The sequence below is a fragment of the Kitasatospora sp. NPDC057015 genome (genome assembly GCF_042673745.1).
GTDB lineage: Bacteria > Actinomycetota > Actinomycetes > Streptomycetales > Streptomycetaceae > Kitasatospora.
The window spans coordinates 68,182-90,851 of record NZ_JBHUSG010000027.1 but is presented as its reverse complement, the minus strand read 5'-3'; the positions used below and the strand labels follow the sequence as shown (position 1 = coordinate 90,851).

Genomic DNA, 22,670 nt, shown 5'->3' with positions numbered 1-22,670 from the left:
TGCCTTGTGGAGGGAGCAGAATTCGGATGGGCAGCACGACCTTGTCCACGGTTCGGACGGCGTCCAGGCGCCGCTTTCTGATGTGCCGTCCGACGTACTTCGCGGTGGAGTACGCGATCAATCCATGGATGGATCCGGCCCGGCCGGTGGACCCGCTGCTCGCGGTCCGGCAGTGGGAGGCTCTGCGCGGGGTGTTGCTGGGGCTCGGGCACGTCGTCGATCTGATCGATCCGGTGCCGGGCCTGCCGGACATGGTGTTCGCCGCCAACGGGGCCACCGTCCTGGACGACAGGGCCCTGGTTGCGGCCTTCCGCCATCCACAGAGGGCTCCCGAGTCCGGAGCCTACGAGAAGTGGTTCCGTGACCGGGGCTACGAGGTGCGGTGCGCGGAGCGCTGGAACGAGGGGGAGGGAGACCACCTGGCGGTCGCGGGCATGGTCCTGGCCGGGCACGGGTTCCGCACGGCCGCGTCCTCGCACGCCGAGACGGCCGACCACCTGGGCCGACCGGTGGTCGGCCTGACGCTGATCGACCCGCGCTTCTACCACCTCGACACCGCCCTCGCCGTCCTGAACGACGAGCAGATCATGTACTGGCCCGGCGCCTTCTCCCCGGCCAGCCGGCGCCGGCTCCACAACCTCTTCCCCGACGCCCTGCGCGTCGAGGAAGACGACGCGGTCCACTTCGGCCTCAACGCCATCAGCGACGGCCACCACGTCCTGCTGCCCACACCGGCCCGCTCCCTCGCCGCCCGCCTCGCCGCCGAAGGCTACGAACCCATCGCCCTGGACCTCTCCGAACTCACCAAAGCCGGCGGCGGCCCCAAATGCTGCACCCTGGAGCTATGAACCACCCCGTCTTCCTCAGGAGGCGGGATTCGGCCCCTGACAGCCGCCGTGGTTTGCGGGCCTGTTCAGGCGCACAGCGCCCGCCAGGGCCGGGTGCGCGCCGGACGGACGTGCCCGCTCGCACAGTGCCTGATCCGGGCTGACGCTGGGAAAGAACCCGGGCCTGCGGTGCCCTGGTGAGGATCGCGCGCCGCACCCCTTGCGTTTGCCACCGCGCCGCAGCACGTCGCTGCACGGTGCGCATGCCCCGCGCCCGGCGCAGGTGTTGGGGCGGGCGGCAGGGCAGGCGACCAAGTAGGGCCAGGTGCAACCGAGGCCGGCCCGTTCGCCCGCCGCTCGCGCGGTGCCGTGTTCCGACGCAGGTCACGGACCTGAAGAGCCGTCTGCCCGTCGCTGACTGTCGGCGGTGTCGTAGGAGAGTTGAGGACCATGGACAAGCCCGGTGCTGTGCAGAAGATCGTCGATGCGGTCGTCGAGACGGTGACCGATGACGCTCGCCCCAAGGTGGAGATCCCAGGGAAACCTGGTGGGCGGACACCGCAGCTTGCGGAGCCGACCGAGCCCACCGGGCCGCTCGACCCTAAGCCCGACCAGGACGAGCCGGCTGCCGTCTCCGCTACCGGGCGCGACAGCGGCGCCGGACGAGACGTCCGGGCGCAGGGCGGCAGCTACCTCACCACCGCCCAGGGCACGCGGGTCGCCGACAGTGACCATTCGTTGAAGGCCGGCCCGCGAGGGCCGGTGCTGCTGCAGGACCACCACCTGCGGGAGAAGATCACCCACTTCGACCACGAGCGGATCCCCGAGCGGGTGGTCCACGCCCGCGGGGCCGCCGCCCACGGCGTCTTCCAGGGATACGGCACCGCCGGCGAGGTCAGCAAGGCGGCATTCCTCGCCGACGGTGTCGAGACCCCGGTCTTCGTGCGGTTCTCCACCGTCCTCGGGTCCCGCGGGTCGGCGGACACCGTGCGTGACACCCGCGGCTTCGCGACGAAGTTCTACACCACCGAAGGCGTGTTCGACCTGGTCGGCAACAACATCCCGGTGTTCTTCATCCAGGACGCCATCAAGTTCCCCGACGTCATCCACGCCGGCAAGCCCCACCCCGACCGCGAGATCCCGCAGGCGCAGAGCGCCCACGACACCTTCTGGGACTTCGTCTCCCTGCACACCGAGGCCACCCACCACACCATCTGGAACATGTCGGACCGCGGCATCCCACGCTCCCTGCGGATGATGGAGGGCTTCGGCGTCCACACCTTCCGCCTGGTCAACGCCGAGGGCGCCTCCAGTCTCGTCAAGTTCCACTGGAAGCCGAAGGCCGGGGTGCACTCCCTCGTCTGGGAGGAGGCCCAGCTGATCAACGGCATGGACCCGGACTTCCACCGCCGCGACCTCGCCGACGCCATCGAGGCGGGGAACTTCCCGCAGTGGGAACTCGGCGTCCAGGTCTTCCCCGATACCCCCGAGCAGACCTTCCAGGGCATCGACCTGCTCGACCCCACCAAGATCGTCCCCGAGGAGCTCGCCCCCGTCCGGCCGATCGGCCTGCTCACCCTCGACGCCAACCCGACGAACTACTTCGCCGAGACCGAGCAGGTCGCCTTCCACCCCGGCCACCTCGTGCCCGGTATCGACGTCACCGATGACCCGCTGCTCGCCGGGCGGCTGTTCTCCTACCTCGACACGCAGATCACCCGCCTCGGCGGCCCGAACTTCGCGCAGATCCCGATCAACCGCACCCACGCCCCGGTCAACGACATGCTCCGCGACGGCTTCCACCAGGACGCGGTCCACACCGGTGTCGCCCCGTACCGGCCGAACTCGCTGGACGGCGGCTGCCCCTTCCTCGCCGGCGCCGGCGACCAGGCCTACATCGAGTTCCCCACACCACTCGCCCCGGCGGCCAAGGTGCGCGAAGCCCCGGCGTCGTTCGACGACCACTTCGGCCAGGCACGGCTGTTCTGGCTGAGCCTGAGCCCGGTGGAGCGCGAGCACGTCATCGCCGCCTACACCTTCGAACTCTCCAAGGTGTACGAGCAGGTCATCCGGGAACGCGTCCTGACCGTCCTCGCCGAGATCGACCCCGTCCTGTGCGCCGAGGTCGCCACCGGCCTCGGCCTGCCCGCCCCGCAGCCCACCGGCCCGCTGCCCGACGTCGTCCCCAGCCCGGCTCTGTCCCAGGTCGCGGGGACCTGGCCCACCACCGGCCGGGTCGTGGGCATCGTCGCCGACGCCACCAGCGACCTCGACGCGGTCCGCCGGGTGCGCGACAGCGCACGCCAGGCCGGCCTCCTCCCGCTCCTGATCGCCCCCACCGGCGCGCCGCTCGCCGAGGACCTGCCCGTGCAGCGCACCTTCGCCGCCACCCGCTCCGTGGAGTACGACGCACTCGTCGTCGCCGGGCCGCTCCTGCCGGCCGCCGACGACCACGGCGCCCGTGACGCCAAGTCCGCTGTCGGCCGCCCCGGACCCCAGGTGGACTCCCGCGTCGCCCTCCTGACCGGCGAGGCCTACCGGCACGCCAAGCCCATCGCCGTGCTGCCCGGCGCCGAGGCCGTCCTCACCGCCGCCGGCGCCGACCCCGCCGCTCCCGGCGTGCTCGCCGGCGACGTCCCCGCCGAGATCGTCACCGCCCTCACCGACCTCCTCGCCACGCACCGCAGCTGGGAGCGCTTCCCCCCAGCCGTGAGCTGACCGGTCTCACCGCGTGCGCCTACCGGCCGGTAGGCGCACCGCGCCCCTCGGCGGAGCGGCGAGGACGGTACTGCCACGGCACAGCAGTAGTCCGGCCCGGCCGGCAGGTCGGGGCCGCGATACGGGGGAGACCCTGCGGCCCAGGCGCGGAAGGCGCCGGCAGCAGAACGCGCGGGCCCCGACCGTCGGATTCGGTCGGGGCCCGCGGGGGTGCTCGGGGACGGTCAGTGCTTGAGGGCGTCCTTGGCGTGCTCGCCGGCCTGCTTGAGGTCGGCCTTGGCCTGGTCGGCCTTGCCCTCGGCCTTCAGACGCTCGTTGCCGACCGCCTTGCCGGCCGTCTCCTTGGCGGCGCCCTTGAGCTTCTCGCCGGTGTTCTCGATCTTGTCGCCGGTGCTCATCGTGTTCTCCTCGCAGTCGCCGTGTCGTCGTGCTGACACCAGGGCGCCTGCCCCCTCCACCGGGGAAGATTCCTACGAATATGCGCGCTGCACCCGGGCAGCCGACGGTTCGACACGACACTGGCTGATCCCCGGAGGACACGATGGTTCCCCTTCTTCTCGTTCTGCTGCTGGCCCTGCTCCTGTTCGGCGCCGGATTCGCGCTGAAGGCCCTGTGGTGGGTGGCGATCATCGTGCTGGTGGTGTGGTTGCTGGGCTTCGTGGCACGTGGCACGCACTCCTCGGGTCGGCGCCACCGCTGGTACCGCTGGTAGGAGGAGCGCGGGAACAAGTCCGGGCCGAGGCGGGGTGCGCAGGCCGCGCACCCCGCCGCCGCATGCCCGGGTCACTCCAGGGGCCGGGGGCGGCGACGGAATCTCGGGAGGTGGGTGCGGGGGAGCGGGAGCAGACTGTTATCACCCCAGGGGATGAGGGTGAAGGCTCGGGGGTGCGGATCCGCACGGTGCAACTGTCGCGGAAGGTGAACGTGCCCAGCCCCACGGTGTGGCGCAGCGCGGCGCTCCCGCGCATCCCGACCGCTTACTGAGGTGAAGGTGGGGCGCGCCGCGGGCAAAGGTGAGGCGGCGCGCCCCACCCGCTGATTTTCACAGGGCCTCGACCCTTCTACTGCCTGGGTACAGCGGCGGGCCGGGCCGGCCCCACCGCGCAGAGTGCACGATGGCGTGGTTGCTCTGCTTCCTACTCATGGAGCAAGCCTCCGTCCCCGCTGTTCGGGCACCATCGGGCCGCGTCCGGGCGGGGTGCTGCTGCTGTCAGGCGTTGGTGGCGCTGGGGACCTTCAGGGGGTCGCGGGTGGCGGTCTTCTTCGCCTCCACGAGCTGTTCACCGAGTTCGACCAGGCGGTTGCGGCCCATGGCCTTGCGGACCTGGGGGAACCAGTCTTTTTCCTCCTCCTCGACGTGGTGGCGCACGTTCTCGATCAGGACGGTCATCTTCGCGTCGAACCGCTCGTCCTTCGGATCCATGCCGGCCAACTCGGAGAGCATCCACACCACGACGTGGTGCTCCTCGACGCTCTCCAGGACGTGGTCCTTGGTGTCGGGGGCGGCCTCGCGGGCGGCCGGGTAGAAGACCTCCTCCTCGATGACGGCGTGGACGGTGAGTTCCTCGATCACCTGGTCGGCGATCTTCCGCTTCTCGGCGTAGGCCTGATCCCCGGCCTTCTCGAATGCCTTGAACAGTGTCTCCACCGTCTTGTGGTCGTCCTTGAGCAGCACAATCGCGTCCATTCGGGTCCTCCGTCGTGGCGATGGGAAGTTGAGTCGTCTGCGGGGCACGCCTACCCCGCATCAGGCCGTCCATCTTTGGCCGGGCCGTCGCGTCACCCGGGTGCAGCAGTGCACCGCGCGGCCCTCCAACGACCAGGCACAGGATCATCAGCGGGCGGTGAGGCGGGCGGAGCCGGGCAGACGCCCTGGACCTCCCTGCTTTCGTTCCCGGAAAGGCCGAACACTGTGATGAGCGATCAGTCCCGTCCCGCACCTCCGCACCGCCAGCCCGGTCCGCCGCTGCCGCAGCAGTCCCAGCAGCATCCCGTCGTTGCGGTCCTTCGCGACCGAGCACACCGTCACCACGCCACACGCTCCGCGCAGTCGCGGCCGGCGTAGCGGGCCCGTCCTGGCGTACGCGCCGGACGGGACGACCCTCGGCTTCGCCGCCGGCCTCGCCCGCGGGTCTTCGCTGGCATTCGTGGAGAGCATCCACGGTTTCCCGCTCGGAGGATGGGCCCACCAGTTTGGCGCCGTCGACCTGACCAGGCCCGCTGAGCGACCGGAGGAACTCCGCCCCGAGCTGGCCGAAGCCGTCGACCGCCTCGACCTCCACACGAGCAACGGATTCGGCGACGAGTTCGGCAAGCAGCAGGCCCAACGCATCCTGCAGACCCTGCGCAGTGCGGGGCCGCTGGACCGTGACGTCATCCTGGGCGCGCTGGCAGCCCGGGGAACCTCGGAGCGCGCGGTACGCAACCTCGCCAAGCTGATCGATGAGCTCGACCCCCGCTGATCGCCTTCACCGCGACTGACGGCCGCGCCTTCGACCGGACGTGCCCGCCGTCGGAGACCTGTGCGCAGGCCGACGCCGCCCCTCCGTCGCTCCGCCACAGCCTCCGGCGACGGATCAGGGCCGTCGGAGGCTCCCGCGCGCCCGCACACCCGACGCTGCGCCCCGGTTCCCCCCGGATCCCGTGCACAAGTGATGCAAGCAGCAGCCGCGCGCCGACCTGAGGAGGATGGGGCGTGCGGGCCCGCCGCCCGCGTCCTTCGAGTCCGGGAGCAGCCCGTGGTCGCCGTCGAGCCCATCAGCGCGGTGCCGCCGCGCGGCACCGGCCGCCCGCTGCTCTCCCAACACTGGCGGCACGTGCTCTTCGTGCACTGGCCGGTCAGCCCGGCGGCCGTCGCACCCCTGCTGCCACCGGGCGTCGTGCCGGACGTCTGCAACGGCACCAGCTGGGTGGGGCTGGTCCCCTTCACGATGGAGGGTCTCGGCTTCGGCCGCCTCGGGGCCGTCCCCTACTTCGGCTCCTTCAACGAGGTCAACGTCAGGCTCTACTCGGTGGACGGCCTCGGCCGGCGCGGTGTCGTGTTCCGGTCGCTGGAGTGCGAGCGGCTGCTGCCCGTGCTGGCCGCCCGAGCGGCCTGCCGGCTGCCCTACCGTTGGGCGTCGGCCCGCCTCGCCGTCGACGACGACACCGTCGCGCTCGCGACCCGGGCCCGCTGTGGCGGGCCCAGCAGCGTGCTCACCGCGCGCATCGGGCACCCGCTCGCCCGCCCGGGCCCGCTGGCGGCCTTCCTCACCGCCCGCTGGGGGCTGCACGTCGACTGGTTCGGCCGCACCGTCTACCTGCCCACCGATCACCCGCCGTGGCCGCTGCACGAAGCCGAACTCACCTCCCTGGCCGACGGTCTGGTCCGGGCTGCCGGGATCGAGGTCACGGGGCCGCCGGTCAGCGTCCTGTACTCCCCGGGCGTACCGGTCCGCTTCGGCGCCGCACTCCGCTGCCCGCGTCCGGCCTGAACCACCAGCCCCGCGCGGGCGCCGAACGAGGAGACCGCGTCGATCAGCGGGTAGACGGTCGACGGTCGGCGCGTTCGCGCCTCACTGGCCCGCACGGCCTGCTGAACGCCGACCGGCTGCGCCCCACTCGCTGGGTCCGTTCCGCCCACGCGGCACTGGCGCGGTCCACCGGGATGACGACCGGCCCGGCCGGGGTCCACCGTCCGGGTGGTTTTCCGGCGCGGGGTCGAACGTGGTGTGAAGGATCCGGCCGCGCGGTTTCCGCCCGCCCGGGCACCGGTACGGGGCCTGGTACGTGCCGGCACGACACACGGGAGACCTGGGGATGAGTACTTCGGAGCGCTACGTACGCGCGTGGGAGGGCTTCTGGGCCGAGAACACGGGAGAGCCGGGCGAACCGTTCTGGGACGCGGACCCGTCACTGACGGCGGCCCCGCACACCGCGCTGCTCGCCGCCCACGCCGACCGTACGCTGCCGGTCGTCGACCTCGGCTGCGGCAACGGCACCCAGACCCGCTACCTCGCCGGGCACTTCCCGCGAGCGGTCGGCGTGGACCTCTCGCCCTCGGCCGTGGCGCACGCTCGTCGGGCGGACCGCGGGGCGGTGGCCGAGTTCGAACGGCTCGACCTCACCGACCTGGTGGAGGTGCGGCGGCTCGGCGACCGGCTCGGCGAGGCCAACGTCTACGTGCGGGCGGTGCTCCACCAGAGCGACCCGGCCGACCGGGCGTCGGTCGCGGCCTCGGTCGCCCTGCTGCTCGGCCGGCGCGGCCGCGGCTTCGTGGTCGAGCCGACCGCCGCCGCCAAGGTCGTGATCCAGCGGGCCGCCGAACGGCCCGGCGGCCCGTCGGACAAGCTCCGCCAGGTCCGCAAGCACCAACTGCGCCCGGCCGAGGTCGCCCCGGGGGAACTGTCCGAGCTGCTGCGCGGCGCCAACCTGGAGATTCTCGACGAGGGCGGGACCGACCTCGCGATGAGCGAGCGCCACCCAGACGGGACCCGGGTGGCCCTGCCGGCCCAGTGGTTCGTGGTCGCCGCGGCAGGGGACGACCGGCCGCGCGGCTGAGCGCCCGCCGGAGCGTGGTCGCCGCCGGGAGCCGCCGGCGCACCCGAGCGGGCGGATCCCGGAGGACGACCTGGGTGACGCCCTCCTCCGGGCGTTGCCGACGACTGAACAGCCGGGGCCCCGGCGTGGCCGCCGGTTCTGTGCTCCCACGGTGACCCGCCTCCGGAGGGGCGTCCGCGCCGCCGCCCTCATCTGTGGGCAGGTACCGGCGGCGAACCGTCCTGTGGCGCCGCCGGCCCGGAGCCGGTACCCGGAGCGGGGTTCCGTTCGGTGCCGGTCCGGCGCAGGGAGCGGTCCAGCAGGACTGCCGTCAGCAGTACGACGGAGGTGCCCAGCATGAACAGGGCGAGCCGGTGCAGGCCGGGGGTGTCGGCGCGGTGGGGGAAGAACGCGGCGTCGGCGGCCGAGGCGCCCATCGCGCCGAGGTAGGTGAAGGTGCGCAGCAGGCCGGCGGAGGAGCCCATTCGGGCCGGATCCGCCTGGTGGTACAGCGCGTTCTGGTTGGCGAGACCGTTGAGGCCCTGCGGGACGCCGACCAGGACGGCCGCGGCCGCGAGCAGCCAGAGCGGGCTGCCGGTGTGCACGGTCAGCAGCAGCGCGCAGGCGGCGATCTGGGCAAGGCTGCCGACCAGCAGCTTGCCGTGCACCCCCGCGTGCCGTCCGGTGACCCCGGTGGCGGCGACCGCGGCGAGGGACATCGGGAGCAGCACGAGTCCGGCCGCCGAGGGGTGCAGCCCCCGGCCCTGCTCCAGCCACTGGGTGAAGCCGTACATGAACGCGTAGCCGGTGGTGCAGGTGAGGAGCTGGCGCAGGAAGGTGGCCAGTATCGGCAGGTTGCCGCCGAGCACCCGCAGGTCGACGAACGGCTGCGCGACCCGCAGCTCCCGCAGGGCGAAGCCGGCCGCGGCCACGGCGGTGAGAACGGGCAGGTACCAGTGCGCGGGCCGCGGGTCCATCAGGAACAGCATCAGCGCGGTGAGCATCGCGGCGAACAGCGCCATGCCGGCCACGTCCAGGGGCGCGGGTGCGGCTTTCCGGGCTTCCCGCTCGCGTTCCTCGGCGGAGTGGCGCGGCAGCCGCAGCGTGCCGAGCGCCAGGCAGGCCAGGGACAGGGGGATGTTGACGACGAAGACCGCGCGCCAGCCACCCAGGCCGACCAACAGGCCGCCGAGGGTGGGGCCGATCACCGCGACGGTCTGGTTGGCGATCGAGAGCGCGGACAGGACGCCGTTGGGGCTGTCGCCGCCCGTCCGGGCGGACCCGCTGCGGATGAGGTGCATGGCGGCCGGGTACGCGGCGCAGGTGCCGAGGCCGAGCAGCACCCGCGCGGTGATGAGGACGCCGAGCGACGGCGCGAGGGCGCCCAGCAGGCCGGCCGCACCGACCAGCGCGGTGCCGGCCAGGTAGAGCCGGCGGGGCCCGTACATGTCGACGAGCCGTCCGACCACCGGCTGGCCGACGGCGGTGGCGAGGTACAGCGCGGAGACCAGCCAGACGGTCTGCGACAGGGGCGCCCCGAAGGCGGCTCCGATCGGTACCAGGGCCACCGCGAGCATCGAGGAGTTGATCGGGTTCAGTATCGAGCCGAGGATCATCGGGGTCAGCAGCCGGCGGTCGAAGCCGGTCGCGGGGCGGGCCCCGGCGGGGCGTGGGCCGCCGTGCCGGCGGGCGGTGTCGACGATCACGACTGGTTCAGCCGGTCCAGCAGGCCCAGTGCCTCGATGACGGTGCGCCGCTCGGCCTCGGTGAAGCGCTCCTGCAGGGTGTGGGCCAGCCACTCCGTACGGGCCTGGCGGTCCCCGTCGATCCGCTCGCGGCCGGCCGCGGAGAGTGTGACCAGCTGGCGGCGGCCGTCCCCGGGGTCCGACCGGCGCCGGATCAGCCCCTGCTGGTCGAGTGCCGCCAGTGTGGCGGCCATCGACTGGGGCCGTACCCGCTCGGCTCCGGCCAGGGCGCTGGCGGAGGAGGCGCCCTCCTTGTCCAGCCGGCTGAGCACCGAGACCTGGGAGGGGGTGAGGCCCTCAGGTCCGGCCAGCTCGCGCAGTCGTCGGCGCAGGCGGCCGAAGACGGCCCGTACCTCACTGGCTGCGCGCACCGCGGAGTCGGAGATGCCCTCGGTGGTCTCGTCCATGGCCCCACGGTAGAACCGTCAGGTAAAACTGTCCAGTCTGGACTGTCTATTTGAACCCGTCCGTTCCGGAGTGCTGCGAGCCTCGCCGGGCCGCCCGTCACACCTGTCCGCGAGTCCGGGGCGCCGACGCGACCCGCTCGCTGGAGACGCGGGAGCCGCGCGGAGCGCCCGGCTCCGACCCCACGGCCCCCGCCGGTTCGCACCCCCGGCCACCGACGGGCCACCTTCCTCACTGCCCGCCGGCCACCACTATCTGCACCTCGCCGGAATATCTTCGGATCGGTCACCCGTGCCCCTTTCGTACGACTTTTTCAGAGGACAATCCAGAACAGGATCCGTGTATCCTTTTTCGCGTACGGACCAATTCTGTAAATTCGATTTCCGTGGAATCCGTGCATGCCGTGCCGCGGCCTCGGGTCGGGTTCGGCGAGTAGTGGGGCGGCCTGTCGGCGTGCCCGCGGGTGGGAGGTGCGTCATGGCCTGCCGGGCTCTGTTTGCTTGCCCGGGTCAGGTGTCGGAGCGGTGAAGGTTGGGTTCCCGTCGCCTCAGTGGCGACGGGCAATGCGTCACGCTTCGTTGGCGAACGTGGTGGTGAATAGCGGCGACGTGACGTCAAATGATACGAGAAATCGCCGTAAGCACGGATTGGGGGGCGATTCCTGCCCCTGATGTGCGCGAAACGATGCGATGTACAGAAAAGAACACGGGCGGACCGGGGCGTGCTGAGCCGTGTACGGACCGGCAAGGGAAGGAAAGGAAAGGAATGATGGGAGCCTCTCGCGGCGAACTGATCGAGTCCGGGCGGAGCACCCCGCTGTGACCGTCACCGTGGACCAGACGCTGCACCACCAGACCGGTGCCGGGCTGCCTGTGCCCTTCGCCGTCGCCGGGACCGGGGTGTACCTGCCGCCGACCGTCGTCACCAACCAGGACCTCACCCGCACCCTGGACACCAGCGACGAATGGATCACCAGTCGCACCGGTATCCGTGAGCGCCGGCGGTTGGCCCCGCACCTGGCGACCTCCGACATGTGCGTTGCCGCAGCCCGTCCGGCTCTGGACGCCGCCGGTGTCGCGCCCGCCCAGCTGGACGCCGTCATCGTCGCCACCTACACCTGGGACCAGCCGCTCCCCTCGACCGCGTTGATCGTCAAGGACGCCCTCGGCGCCCACCGAGCCCTGTCGCTGGACATCACCCAGGCGGCCTGTGCCTCCGGTGTCCAGGCCATGCTGATCGCCGCCCACCTCCTGCAGAACCCGTCCATCACCACCGTCCTGCTCCTCGCGGCCGACTGCGCCTCCAGGGTCACCGATCCCACCGACCGCACCACCGGTGTGTTCTTCGGAGACGCGGCGGCAGCCGTGGTCATCACCCGTTCCGACGACGCCGGAGCGGGCCTGCTCTCCTACGACCTGGGCTCCGAGCTGTCCTACGACGTCCAGATCCCCGCCGGAGGCTCCCGACTGCCGGCCAGCACGGCCACCGTCGCCGCCGGGGAGCACTACCTCCGGATGGACGGCCGGGCCGTCTGGAACACCGCCACCACCCGGCTGCCCGAGAGCATCGCCAACGCCGCGCACCGTGCCGGCGTGCCGATCGACGGAATCCGGTACTTCTTCCTGCACCAGGCCAACCTGAACATCCTGACCGCGACCATGACCGCCCTGGGCGTTCCCCGCGAGCGGGTCCCCGTCACCGTCGACCGACTGGGCAACACCGGATCGGCGGGCCTGTTCACCGCGCTCCACGCCACCGTGGCCGAAGGCGCCCTGCTCCCGGGGGACACCTACGTACTGTCCGGGATCGGTGCGGGATTCCAGTGGGGAACCCTCTGCCTCCGACACGCCTGACCCACCCTCAGGGCGCAGACGGACCGACCGACCCGCGGGCCGGCCGAGGCCGGTTCGGGTCGGTCGCCCGGAAAGCCCTGGCGCCGGCCGGCTGTGCGACATCACCCTCCGCGGAGGCGGCGCCCTCACCGTGGGGAGCCCGGGGCAGGAGTCACCACCGACCCTTGGAGTGACTCGACGGTCGGCTGGGGCAGCACCGGCCACAGCGCTCCGACCGCGCCGGCCATGGCCGGGGACGGCCCGGCGTTGTGCCGGGGGGACGGGGGGATGACACTGGCAGGGATCGGTTGTCGAGTGCCGTTGCGGAGGGCCGATGCGACGGGACGGACGGATGGCGAACTCCCTGCTCGCGGTGCTGAGCCGGGACTGGCTCGGGGTGCCGGTCGCGGTGCTGGTGACGGTGGTGGGTGGCGGGCTGGTCGGGGTCGGGGCGGCCTGGGCGGTGGCGCTCGGCGGCCTGCTGATGGCTGTCGGTGTGCTGCTGGGGGCGGGAGCCGTCCGGCACCTGGTGCAGGTGGCCCGCGAGGGGCGGGAGAATCCGCCGCCCGGCCGGCTGGTCGATGTCGGTGGTCACCGGATGCACGTCCTCGCCGAGGGGGAGGCGGTGGGCGGGCCGACGGTGGTCTGGATGCCCGGCGGACATGCCCCCGGTCAGGACTTACGGGAGCTGCACGCGATGCTGGCGGCCTGGACCCGATCGGTGCTGGTCGACAGGTTCGGTTCGGGGTGGAGCGATGTCGGGCCCTTCCCGCGGACGACGGCGGGCGAGGCGGAGGAACTCCTGGCGGCGTTGGAGGGCGCGGGGGAGCGGGGTCCCTTCGTGTTCGTCGGGCATTCCTTCGGCGGGTTGCTGGTCGCGAACGTGGCCAGGCGTCGGCCGGATCTGGTGGCCGGCCTCGTGCTGCTGGATCCGACGCCCCTGGAGGTGATCGCCTTCGCACCGATCGGCCGGCAGCTCGCGGGGATGCGTCGCGGCTTCGTCCTGATGTCGGTGCGGCAGCTGTTCGGCGCCCACCGCGGCCCCGGCGGGCGGGCCGGGCAGGGCTGCGCCGCCGCGTCGGCCTTCGCCGAGCTGTCGCCGTCCGGGCTGGCGGCGGTGGGCTGGGAGACCGTGGTGTACGACGGGGACCTCGGGGACCTGCCGTTGGTGCTGGTGATACCGCGGGATCTCATCGGCGGTGAGGCCGTGCTGGCCGGCGCCCGGGATCCCGTCGAGGCCGAACGGATCAGCCGCTTCTACCTCCGGAGCAGGCTCCGGTACCTGGCGGCGTCGACGGCGTCACGGCTGGTGCACACGCCGGAGGGGACGGGTCACGACTTCCCGCACGAGGCACCCGGGTTCGTGGCCGGCGTGGTCGGGGACCTGGTGCGGGAACTGCGCGCGGTCAGCCCATGACCGTCCGTGCGGAGCCGGCCCGGACCGGGCGCCGGCGGGAGAAGGAGCCCAGGTCCACCACGTTGCCGGTGTGTTCGCAGCGGTGGCGGACCGGGTCGCCGTCGTGGTCGTGGCCGGCCTCGACCAGGTCGATCAGGGTGGCGAGGAAGCGGCCCACCAGCGGCGCGTTCTTGAACTGGTTGCCGCTGGTGCCCATGGCGACGTAGTAGCCGTCGAGGGCGGTGCGGTCGTAGATCGGGGTCCAGTCGTCGGCCACGTCGTAGACGCCCGCGACCCCGAGCGGCCGGTTGGGGACGCCGATCGCCGGGAAGCGGCGCGCGGCCCGGGTCACCTGGGTGCGGAAGCGGCGGGCGGTGGGGCGGGGGTCGGCTGCGTCCGGGTCGTCGATCCACTCCGCGGGGTCGCAGGACGGCTGGGTGCCACCGACGAGGAGACGGCCACCGGGGGCCGCCCGCAGGTAGGTGCCGAGGTCGAGGTCGGCGACCACCGGGCCGGGGCCGCCGGCGTGGTCGCTCGGCGCGGCGACCTGGTGGACCTCCTCGCGCAGTGGGCGCACGCCGATCGAGAAGTCGCCGCCGACCCCCGCCAGCCGGTTGAGGCCGCCCGACCACGGGCCGGCGGCGTTGACCACGACCGGTGCGTCGATCCGTGCGCCGTCCGCGAGGCGGATGCCCGTCACCCGGTCCGCGTGCCGGTCGACGGCGACCACGCCGCGGTGGAACAGGAAGTGCGCGCCCAGCTCGCCCGCCGCGTCCGCGAGGTTCTGGGCGGCGAGCTGCGGGTCGTCGACGAACCCGGCGTCCGGGGTGAACAGGGCGCCGAGCTCACCGGCCGGGCCGTCGAAGAAGGCGTCGTCGTCCACCGGTTTCGGCGGCCAGTACCGTCCGGGGTCGATCCCCGGGACGCGCCCGCGCAGGGTCGGAGGGTCCCACCGCTCGTACGGGACGCCGGCGCGGTCGAACAGGGCGGCGACCTCGGACGGTGCGACGGCGGGGCTGTCCAGCAGCACGGCGCCGGTGCGGTGGAAGGCGGCGAGCGGGCGCGGGGCGGGGAGCCGCAGGTGGTCGCACCAGGACGTCCAGAGGTGCTGCGCCTCCCAGGCCGTGGCGACGCCGTCGAAGGTGGAGTAGTTGAACCGGACGATCGCGCTGGAGGCGCTGGTGGAGCCGTGGCCCGCGGCGCCCGCCTTGTCCACGACGACCACCTGCCGCCCGGTGCGCGCGAGTTCGAGGGCGACGGCGGAGCCGATCACCCCGGCGCCGACCACCACCGCGTCCGGTCGGACGGCGGTCATAAGCTCTCCTCGTCGGGCGGGGACGTGCGCAGGCTCGGCACGGCGGCCAGCAAGGTCCGGGTGTAGGGGTGCCGCGGGGTGCGCAGGAGGGCTTCGGTGGGGGCGCTCTCGACGATCCGGCCGTGCCGCATGACCGCCACCGTGTCGGAGACGTGGCAGACCGCCGGCAGGTTGTGGCCGATGAACAGCATGGACAGGCCGAGCCGCCGCTGGAGTTCGCGGATCGTGTTGAGGACGGCGGCCTGCACCGAGACGTCGAGCGCCGAGGTGATCTCGTCGGCGATCAGCAGGTCGGGTTCGACGGCCAGGGCGCGGGCGATGGCGACCCGTTGGCGCTGGCCGCCGGACAGTCGGCTCGGCAGGCGGTCGGCGAGCAGCGGGTCCAGGCCGACGAGGCCGAGCAGGGCGGTGACGCGCGCGGCCCGGGCGGACCGGTCGAGCCGGTGGAAGACGGTGGCGGCTTCGAGCAGCGTCCGGCGGACCGTCATCCGGGGGTCCAGCGCGGTGTCCGGATCCTGGAGGACGACCTGGACCCGGCGGCCGAGCCGGCGTCGGTCGCGGACGGTGCGGACGCGTACCTGCTGGCCGTCGAGCAGGACCCGGCCACCGTGTACGGGGGTGAGACCGACGATCGCGCGGGCCAGGGTCGACTTCCCTGAGCCGGACTCGCCGACGAGTCCGAGCGTGCTGCCGGGCGGGATCTCCAGGCAGACGCCGTCGACGGTGGTGACGGGGCCGCGCCGGCCGGGGTGGCGGACGGTGAGGTCGACGACCTGGAGGGTGGTCATGACGCCACCACCGTCGCCGGGTCGGCCGCGACCGGTACCGGGTACCAGCACGCGACCCGGTGGTCGGCATCGAGGTCCTCCATCGGCGGGGCCTGCTCGGTGCAGTGGTCCCGGCGGTGCGGGCAGCGGGGCGCGAACGCGCACCCCGGTGGGGGCGCGAGCAGGTCGGGTGGTGCGCCCTCCACCGTCGGCAGCGGCCGGTCGCGGTCGGCGGCGAGGTCCGGGACCGATGCGACCAGGGCCCGGGTGTAGGGGTGCCGGGTGCCGTCGGCGAGGCGGTCGGCCGGCAGGGTCTCGACGACGGTGCCCGCGTACATCACCAGCACGCGGTCGCAGAACTCGCCGACGAGCGCGACGTCGTGGCTGATGAACAGGATCGCGGCGGCGGTGTCCCGCCGGATCTGCGACAGCAGTCGGGTGATCTGCCGCTGCACGGTGACGTCGAGCGCCGTGGTCGGCTCGTCGGCGATGATCAGGCCGGGCCGCACCATGAGCCCGGACGCGATCATCACACGCTGGCGCTGGCCGCCGGAGAGCTGGTGGGGGCGTGAGCTCAGCAGTGCCGCAGGGAGCGCGACCCGGCGCAGGGCGTCGCAGGCCTCCCACGCGGCCTGCGCGCGGCTCGCGCCGCGATGCGCCCGGACGGCCTCGGTGAGCTGGGTGACGACCCGTAGGGACGGGTTGAGTGCCGAGGCCGGGTTCTGGAAGATCACCGCGAGGCCGGTGGCGAGGTGCTGGTCCCGCTCCTTCGGCGTCATGGCGGCGAGGTCGGCGCCGAGCAGTCGCAGGGTCCGTCGGGACACCCGGGCGTCCTCGGGGAGCAGGTCGGCGACGGCGAGCGCGGTGAGCGACTTGCCCGAGCCCGACTCGCCGACGAGAGCGACGATCTCGCCCGGCCGCAGTGCGAGGCTCACTCCGCGCACCGGCCTGACCACGCCGTCCGCCGTGGGGAGTTCGACGTGGAGGTCGTCGACCTGGAGCACCAGGCCGTCCTCGGCGGGCCCTCCCCCGGCCTTCGGCCATGGGGCGAGCGGCGGCGCGGGTGTGCGCGTCGCCGGGCTGCGCCGGGCGACGCCGCCGGCCAGGACTTCCCCGAGCAGCTGGAAGGTCAGGGCCGCGTACAGGATGGCCAGGCCCGGGGCGAGGGCGGGAAGGGGCTCGGCGTAGATGCGGTCGAGCCCCTGGTTGAGCAGCTGACCCCAGTCGTAGGCGGGCGGCTGGACCCCCAGACCGAGGAAGCTCAGCCCGGAGAGCGCGACCAGGGCGCCACCCGCCGCCGTGCTGGCGCTCAGCAGCAGCGGTTCGGCGATGTTGGGCAGGACGTGCCGCCACAGCAGCCGGTGCCGGCGCAGGCCGAGCACCCGGGCCGCGGCCAGGTGGTCGGTGCCCGCCACCCCGGCGGCGAGGGTCTGGGCGAGCCGGGCGAATCCGGGGACGCCCGCGACGGCGAGCGCGAGCACCGCCCCGCCGGCGCCCGCGCCGAACACGACTGCGAGGAACATCGCGACCAGGAGGGCGGGGAAGGCGAGCAGGAGGTTGATCAGCCCGGCGAGCAGCCGACCGGCGCGCGGGCCGAGCACGGCGGTGGACGCTCCGAGGAGCACGCCCGCGCCCGCGCCGAGCACGGTCGCCGTCAGCGCGAGCAGCAGCGAGGTCCGGGTGGCCGTCAGGATCCGGGAGAGTACGTCCCGGCCGAGGTCGTCGGTGCCGAACGGGTGTGCCGCGGAGGGGCCCTGGAGCACTGCGGAGAGGTCCGGGAGATCGGCCGCCGCGCCCCGCAGGAGCGGGCCGACCAGGGCGAGCACGACCAGCGACGCCAGCATGGCGGCGGTGACCCGGGCCATGGGCGAGCGCCGGCGGTCCAGCGGACGGGGCACGGTCACATCTCCCGGATCGTCGAACGGGGGTCGAGCACGGCCAGCAGCACGTCGACCAGCAGGCTCGCGAGCAGCACGGTCGCCCCCAGCACCAGCACCATCGCCTGGACCACCGGGTAGTCCTGCGCGACCACGGACTGCGCCATGGCCGAACCGATGCCGGGCCAGGCGAAGACCTTCTCGACCAGCACCGTGCCGGCGATCAGGGCGGGCAGCAGGCTCCCGGCGACGGTGAGCGCGGCGGTCACCGTGTTCGGCGCCGCGTGCCGCAGGTAGCGGCGGGCGGGGGACAGCCGCTTCGCGCGGGCGGTGCGCAGGTAGTCCTCGCCCAGGACCTTCAGCGCCTCCACCCGGACGATGCGCAGCAGGACGGCGGTGGGCGCGAGGGAGAGCGCGAGGACCGGCAGGACGAAGGACTCGGCGCCCGCCGCACCGGCCACCGGGAGCAGCCGGAGGCCGACGGCCAGCAGCGCGGTGAGCCCTGCGGCGAGGACGAAGTCCGGCACCCCGACGAGGCCGGCGGTGACCGCCGTGAACGCCAGCTCGGTACGGGGGCGCCGCCCGTCGCGGGTGCGGAGGGCGGCCAGCAGACCGCCGGGCAGGGCGACGGCCAGGGTGACGAGGAAGGCGAGGCCGGCGATCTCCAGGGTGGCCGGCAGCCGGGTGCGGACCAACTCCGCGACCGGTGTGCCGGTGACCAGCGAGGTGCCGAGGTCGCCGTGCACGAGGCCGTCGAGGTAGTGCCGGTACTGGGTCAGGAAGGGCGTGTCCAGCCCGAGACCGTGTCTGCGGGCGGCCACCAGGGCCGGGTCGGCGTCGACACCGAGCGCGGCGCGGACGGGGTCGCCGGGGACGAGGCGGATCATCGCGAACGACGCCGTGAGCACCACCCCGAGGGAGAGGAGCAGCCGGGCTGTGCGGCGGCCGAGGAACCTCGTCCAAGGGTGCCGCAGCAGCTGGGGTACGGACACGGTGGATCCCCCGGTCACTGGTGGAGACGGATGCTGGTGGGGACGATCTGGCCACCGAAGGTCGTGGCGAAGGTGGTGCGGTGGCCGTACACGCTGCTCCGTCCGACGGCGATCGGCAGGCCGTCGGCCGAGCGGAGGAGCGCGGCCGCGGCCCGGTTCCAGGTGACGCATCCGGCCGTGTCGCTCTCCTGGAGCGCCTGGGAGACCAGCGCGTCGTACTCGGGGTTGGTCACGCCCGCGAAGTTGAGGCCCTGCGCGGGGGCGGGGCCGGAGAAGAACGGGACGAAGCCGACCGGCAGGGCGAAGCCCGGCGAGGTGCCGACCACCACGTCGAACTCGCCGCTGCGGTACATGGCGTTGACGAGCGCGGGCAGGCCCTCGGCGACCAGGTCGACCTGTGCGCCGAGCGCCGTCCATTGCCGGGCCATCAGCTCGGCGACGGACGGCAGGGTCGGGCCGAGGTCGGGGCTGGTGATCAGGCGCAGGCGCAGCACCCGGCCCTCCCTGGTCAGCGGGCCGTTGCCGGTACGGGTCCAGCCGGCGGCGCGCAGCGCCTCGGCGGCGTCCCGCGAGGGCAGGTCGGCGGAGAGGTCGGCGTGGCAGACGGAGCCCTCGGCGCCGAAGTCGGTGGCGGGTCGGCCGGTGCCGCCGACGGCGACGTTGGCGAGGCCCTGGCGGTCGAGGGCGGCCACAAGGGCCCGGCGCACCTCCGGGTCGGCCAGCGGCCGCCCGGGCCGCTGGTTGAAGAAGGTCAGCCCGACGACGGTCGCCACGTCGGTGGTGGCCAGGCCGTGGCCGGTGAGCCGGGCGCGGTCCGGCCCGTTCACGTTCGCGATCTCGACGCCGCCGGTGAGCAGCAGGTTCGCCGCGGTGGAGGCCTGGGGCACCACCGAGAGGACGATGCGGGCGGGCAGGCCGGGCTCCGCGGTGGTCGCACCGTCCGGGCCCCAGGTGTACCCGTCGCGGACGGTGAACTCGTACGGTCCGCCGGGGGCGTAGCTGGTCAGGACGTAGGGGCCGGTGCCCTGGGACGAGCGGTCCAGGGACTGTGGCCGGTCGAGTCCGGCGGGGCAGACGATCGGCAGCAGGCCGAGGGTGCGGGTGAGGAAGGGGTAGGGGGCGGTGGTGGTCGCCGACACCGTGCCGGCCGCGTCGTCGGCTCGCGCGGTGAACGGGACGTTCGGGAGGACGGTCCGGGCGCCGGCGAGCTGGTTGGCCGGGTCGCCCGCGTAGCCGAGCGCCCGGGCCACCGCCGAGGCGGTGAGGGGTGTGCCGTCCGAGCAGGTGACGCCCGGGCGGAGGGTGAAGACCGCCGTGGTGGTCGTGGCCTGCCAGGACGAGGCCAGGCCGGTGACCACGGCGCCGTCGGGGGCGAGGTTGACCAGTGAGTCGTAGGCGTAGCGGGCCTGGGCGGCGCCGAACGCGGAGTACGGGTGGAAGCTCGGAGTCTCGCTGGCCGCCGCGATCCGGACGGTCCCGCGGTCCACCAGGGGAGTGGTGGTCGAGGACCGGGCTGCGCCGGCGCAGCCGCTCAGCGCGAGGGCCGCAGCGGTCGTGGTGGCCGTCAGGGCGACCGGCAGGGGGCGGCGGAGCATGCCGTCATGGTGCCATCGGGCCTTGGCGGTGGCGCGTCAACTCGACCGCGGTGAAGGATCGTTCGAGTGAACGCAGATGCCCGTCGCCTTGCCCTGTGCGGTGGGAGGGCGAGGGGGCGGTGATGCTGGTTCACTCTTTCGAGCGGTGTCGCGGCCTGTGTGTCGCCGACCGGCCGGCCCGGTGGTCCGTCACGGCCAGGATGTCGGTATGAGGACGAACGAAACGGGCCGCGAGGTCGGTCGCCTGGCGGACCGCTACTGGGAGTTCCTGCTGGAGCGGGACCCTCTGCTGCGAGTCCGCCGGGGGCTCCCGGTCGAGACGTTGCCCGGGGCGTCGCTCGCTGAGGCCGAGGAGCGGGCACGGTTCGCGGCCGGCGTGCTGGACCGGGTGCGGGTGCTCGACGGCGCGGAGATGTCCGGCGCCGACAGCGACACCGCGGCCGTCCTCGCGGCGCTGGCCGAGCAGGAGCTCCGGGCCCGCCGGTGGTACTGGCTGACGCCCGCCGTCACGCCGTACCGGTTGTTCCCGCTGTCGCTGTACGTCGACGCCGTCCTGTGCCCCTTCGGTTTCGCCGAACGGACGGACACCGAGCGGTACCTGGGGCTGGTGCGCGAACTGGCGCGGGTGGTCGCCTCCATCGGCGACAAGGTGGTCGGACAGGCCGCGCGCGGCTTCCGGGTGCCCGCCCCGGCCCTGGCCGGAGTACGGGCCACCGTGGAGGGGCTGCGGTCCTCCACGGATCGCCGGGTGACGGTGGCGGACGACCGGATCGGTGGGTTGGGGCAGGCCGAGCGCGGACGCCTCCGGGACGGCGTGCGGCGGCTGGTGGAGCGCGAGTTGGCGCCGGCCTTCGACCGGCTGCTCGCCGTCGTCGAGGACCCGGCCTACCGGGGGGAGGCGCCGCAGGAGGTCGGCTGGGCGCGCTACGAGGGCGGCGAGGAGGCGTACCGGGACTTCGTCCGGACCAGCACCGGGGGCGAGGCGGCGCCCGAGCGGCTCCACGAGCTCGGCCGCGACCAGTGCCGCGAACTGGCCGGGCGGATGCGGGAGGTGCGCGCGACGCTGGGCTTCGAGGGCTCCGAGGCCGAGTTCCACGACCGGCTCAGGACCGAGCCGCGCCTGTACGCCCGGACGCCGGAGGAGGTGGAGGCCCGGTTCCGCGGCCACCTCGACCGGCTGGCCCCGCTGCTGCCGCGCTGGTTCGCCACCGTTCCGGCGGCGCCGTACGGGCTGGCCCGGCTGGATCCGGCGCTGGAGTCCGGGATGACCTTCGGGTACTACGAGCTGCCGACCGCGGCCGGTCCGGTCGGGCGCTACCGCTACAACGGATCGGGCCTGGAGGGGAGATCGCTGATCGGCTCGGCCTCCCTGATCTACCACGAGCTGGCGCCGGGGCACCACTTCCACCTCGCCCGTCAGGCGGAGGACCGCGCACTTCCGCACCTGCGGCGCGAGGCGGCCGAGTTCGGTGCGTTCAGCGAGGGCTGGGCCGAGTACGCGGCCGGGCTCGGCTGGGAGATGGGGCTCTACGACGACCCGTGGGACGCGTACGGGCGCCTCGCGCAGGAGCGGTTCACCGCGCAGCGGCTCGTCGTGGACACCGGGCTCAACCTCGGGACGATGGGCCTCGCGCAGGCCCGGGACTTCATGCGCGCCAACTCCACCGAGGCGGACGCCCAGATCGACTCCGACCTGTTGCGGTACTCGACGGACCTGCCCGGGCAGGCGCTCTCCTACCGTGCGGGCTACCTGGAGTTCGTCCGGTTGCGGGCGCGGGCCGAGGCGGACCTGGGAGCCGGGTTCACCGTGAGGGCCTTCCACGAGGCGGTGCTGGGAGGCGGCGCGCTGCCGTTTCCCGCCTTGCGCCGGAGGGTGGCGCGGGAACTCGGAAGCCATCTGTAAGTCTGACAGTAGGACGGTAATTCCATTGTTGGCATGCGGGCCGAATATTCGCGTCCAGCGGGAAGTCAAAGGGCACTCGTGTGAGTGAAGTGGCGGGGGCCGTTTGGCTTCGAAGGCCTTGGTTCGAGTACGGTTTGCCGAGGATCGGGCGGTGGACGCCGTAGGCCGGAAATCCGGTTCGTTAGGTGAATCTCGGATGTCCAGGTGGAATGCTTCCGACTGCCCGGCTGTGAGCTGCTCCCGGTTTTCTCAGTGGCCGGGTTCCCTGTCATACGTATGCGTAGAGAGGATGGAGCATCATGCCGCCCGTCGTACCGCCCTTCCTGATCGGCCTCGTCCTTGCGCCACTGGCTAAGCGCCTCATCAAGCCGTTGGTGCGTGGCGTCGTCAAGACGTCCGTCGGCCTCGTCCTTGAGGTGAAGAAGGCGGCCCATGAGGCCGGAGAGAACATCCACGATCTCGCGACCGAGGTGGCCGCCGACGTGATGGCGGCGCAGATCGTCGCCGGTGAAGCCGGGGCCCATTCGGGCGACGGCCATCGGGTCGCCGCCGGGCGTGACGCGTCGAACGGCGAGAAGGGCGCCCCGAACGGCGAGAAGGGTGAGGCCGCCGGTCGCGCCGAGGGCGAGGCGAGGGCCTCCAAGATCAGGGCGACCGCCGGCGCCCCCGCCGGCAGGGCGCACTGACGGTCCGTCCGCCGGCTTCGGACGCCGTTCGGGCGCATTCCGGTCCGTTCTGGAGGAATGTTCCCGAGCGGCGGCCTGCCGTGGGCCCGTCGCA

Annotated in this window: 19 protein-coding genes; 10 read left to right on the top strand and 9 right to left on the bottom strand. The window is 73.3% G+C overall.

Annotation, left to right across the window (positions count from 1 at the left end; genetic code table 11):
* Nucleotides 1-26: 26 nt before the first annotated feature.
* Nucleotides 27-848, top strand: coding sequence for a dimethylargininase (gene ddaH, locus ACFTWP_RS23890; RefSeq protein WP_380266734.1), 822 nt, complete (start codon nucleotides 27-29; stop codon nucleotides 846-848).
* 429 nt (nucleotides 849-1,277) lie between these two features.
* Nucleotides 1,278-3,545, top strand: a complete 2,268-nt coding sequence (locus ACFTWP_RS23885; RefSeq protein WP_380266733.1) for a catalase — start codon at nucleotides 1,278-1,280, stop codon at nucleotides 3,543-3,545.
* A 224-nt stretch (nucleotides 3,546-3,769) separates the two neighbouring features.
* Here ACFTWP_RS23885 and ACFTWP_RS23880 read toward each other — a convergent pair whose 3' ends face one another.
* Nucleotides 3,770-3,943 carry a CsbD family protein gene (locus ACFTWP_RS23880; RefSeq protein WP_380266732.1) on the bottom strand — a complete coding sequence of 58 codons (174 nt, stop codon included), beginning with the start codon at nucleotides 3,941-3,943 and terminating at the stop codon, nucleotides 3,770-3,772.
* Nucleotides 3,944-4,086: 143 nt separating this feature from the next.
* Here ACFTWP_RS23880 and ACFTWP_RS23875 point away from each other — a divergent pair, with 143 nt between their 5' ends.
* Complete coding sequence (locus ACFTWP_RS23875) at nucleotides 4,087-4,257, top strand: hydrophobic protein (protein ID WP_073923957.1); 171 nt, start codon at nucleotides 4,087-4,089, stop codon at nucleotides 4,255-4,257.
* 498 nt (nucleotides 4,258-4,755) lie between these two features.
* Here the strand turns inward: ACFTWP_RS23875 and ACFTWP_RS23870 are convergent, their stop codons facing one another.
* A complete protein-coding gene (locus ACFTWP_RS23870; RefSeq protein ID WP_380266731.1) occupies nucleotides 4,756-5,232 on the bottom strand; it encodes a hemerythrin domain-containing protein in 477 nt (158 codons plus the stop codon).
* 310 nt (nucleotides 5,233-5,542) lie between these two features.
* On the opposite strand from ACFTWP_RS23870, the gene ACFTWP_RS23865 reads away from it, so the two are divergent.
* From ACFTWP_RS23865 to ACFTWP_RS23855, 3 genes are all read left to right on the top strand, one after another.
* The gene (locus ACFTWP_RS23865) at nucleotides 5,543-6,007 is read left to right on the top strand and encodes a hypothetical protein (protein ID WP_380266730.1); all 465 of its coding nucleotides are present in this window, start codon (nucleotides 5,543-5,545) and stop codon (nucleotides 6,005-6,007) included.
* A 276-nt stretch (nucleotides 6,008-6,283) separates the two neighbouring features.
* Entirely contained in the window at nucleotides 6,284-7,018 is a 735-nt protein-coding gene (locus ACFTWP_RS23860; RefSeq protein ID WP_380266729.1) for a YqjF family protein, read from the top strand.
* Between the two features lie 325 nt (nucleotides 7,019-7,343).
* Complete coding sequence (locus ACFTWP_RS23855) at nucleotides 7,344-8,084, top strand: class I SAM-dependent methyltransferase (RefSeq protein WP_380266728.1); 741 nt, start codon at nucleotides 7,344-7,346, stop codon at nucleotides 8,082-8,084.
* A gap of 188 nt (nucleotides 8,085-8,272) precedes the next feature.
* Here the strand turns inward: ACFTWP_RS23855 and ACFTWP_RS23850 are convergent, their stop codons facing one another.
* Both ACFTWP_RS23850 and ACFTWP_RS23845 read right to left on the bottom strand, forming a co-directional pair.
* A complete protein-coding gene (locus ACFTWP_RS23850; RefSeq protein ID WP_380266726.1) occupies nucleotides 8,273-9,769 on the bottom strand; it encodes an MFS transporter in 1,497 nt (498 codons plus the stop codon).
* Complete coding sequence (locus ACFTWP_RS23845) at nucleotides 9,766-10,215, bottom strand: MarR family winged helix-turn-helix transcriptional regulator (protein WP_380266725.1); 450 nt, start codon at nucleotides 10,213-10,215, stop codon at nucleotides 9,766-9,768. Before ACFTWP_RS23845 ends, ACFTWP_RS23850 begins: the two co-directional genes overlap by 4 nt.
* An 816-nt stretch (nucleotides 10,216-11,031) precedes the next feature.
* On the opposite strand from ACFTWP_RS23845, the gene ACFTWP_RS23840 reads away from it, so the two are divergent.
* Nucleotides 11,032-12,066, top strand: coding sequence for a 3-oxoacyl-ACP synthase III family protein (locus tag ACFTWP_RS23840; protein ID WP_380266723.1), 1,035 nt, complete (start codon nucleotides 11,032-11,034; stop codon nucleotides 12,064-12,066).
* A 331-nt stretch (nucleotides 12,067-12,397) separates the two neighbouring features.
* Complete coding sequence (locus ACFTWP_RS23835) at nucleotides 12,398-13,462, top strand: alpha/beta fold hydrolase (protein ID WP_380266722.1); 1,065 nt, start codon at nucleotides 12,398-12,400, stop codon at nucleotides 13,460-13,462.
* On the opposite strand, the gene ACFTWP_RS23830 is transcribed toward ACFTWP_RS23835, so the two are convergent.
* Genes ACFTWP_RS23830 through ACFTWP_RS23810 form a run of 5 tightly spaced genes read right to left on the bottom strand, consistent with a single transcriptional unit; the run spans nucleotide 13,452 to nucleotide 19,987 of the window.
* Entirely contained in the window at nucleotides 13,452-14,756 is a 1,305-nt protein-coding gene (locus tag ACFTWP_RS23830) for an NAD(P)/FAD-dependent oxidoreductase (protein WP_380266721.1), read from the bottom strand. The genes ACFTWP_RS23835 and ACFTWP_RS23830 overlap by 11 nt on opposite strands.
* The gene (locus tag ACFTWP_RS23825; RefSeq protein WP_380266720.1) at nucleotides 14,753-15,544 is read right to left on the bottom strand and encodes an ABC transporter ATP-binding protein; all 792 of its coding nucleotides are present in this window, start codon (nucleotides 15,542-15,544) and stop codon (nucleotides 14,753-14,755) included. The genes ACFTWP_RS23830 and ACFTWP_RS23825 overlap by 4 nt, the downstream gene beginning before the upstream one ends.
* Complete coding sequence (locus tag ACFTWP_RS23820; protein ID WP_380266719.1) at nucleotides 15,541-17,421, bottom strand: dipeptide/oligopeptide/nickel ABC transporter permease/ATP-binding protein; 1,881 nt, start codon at nucleotides 17,419-17,421, stop codon at nucleotides 15,541-15,543. The genes ACFTWP_RS23825 and ACFTWP_RS23820 overlap by 4 nt, the downstream gene beginning before the upstream one ends.
* 2 nt (nucleotides 17,422-17,423) lie before the next feature.
* Nucleotides 17,424-18,392: an ABC transporter permease gene (locus ACFTWP_RS23815; RefSeq protein ID WP_380266717.1), complete on the bottom strand. Its 969-nt coding sequence runs from the start codon at nucleotides 18,390-18,392 to the stop codon at nucleotides 17,424-17,426.
* Between the two features lie 14 nt (nucleotides 18,393-18,406).
* Nucleotides 18,407-19,987: an ABC transporter substrate-binding protein gene (locus ACFTWP_RS23810; RefSeq protein ID WP_380266716.1), complete on the bottom strand. Its 1,581-nt coding sequence runs from the start codon at nucleotides 19,985-19,987 to the stop codon at nucleotides 18,407-18,409.
* A gap of 208 nt (nucleotides 19,988-20,195) precedes the next feature.
* Here ACFTWP_RS23810 and ACFTWP_RS23805 point away from each other — a divergent pair, with 208 nt between their 5' ends.
* Complete coding sequence (locus tag ACFTWP_RS23805; protein ID WP_380266715.1) at nucleotides 20,196-21,890, top strand: DUF885 domain-containing protein; 1,695 nt, start codon at nucleotides 20,196-20,198, stop codon at nucleotides 21,888-21,890.
* Between the two features lie 299 nt (nucleotides 21,891-22,189).
* The gene (locus ACFTWP_RS23800; protein ID WP_380266714.1) at nucleotides 22,190-22,576 is read left to right on the top strand and encodes a DUF5132 domain-containing protein; all 387 of its coding nucleotides are present in this window, start codon (nucleotides 22,190-22,192) and stop codon (nucleotides 22,574-22,576) included.
* Nucleotides 22,577-22,670 lie beyond the last annotated feature (94 nt).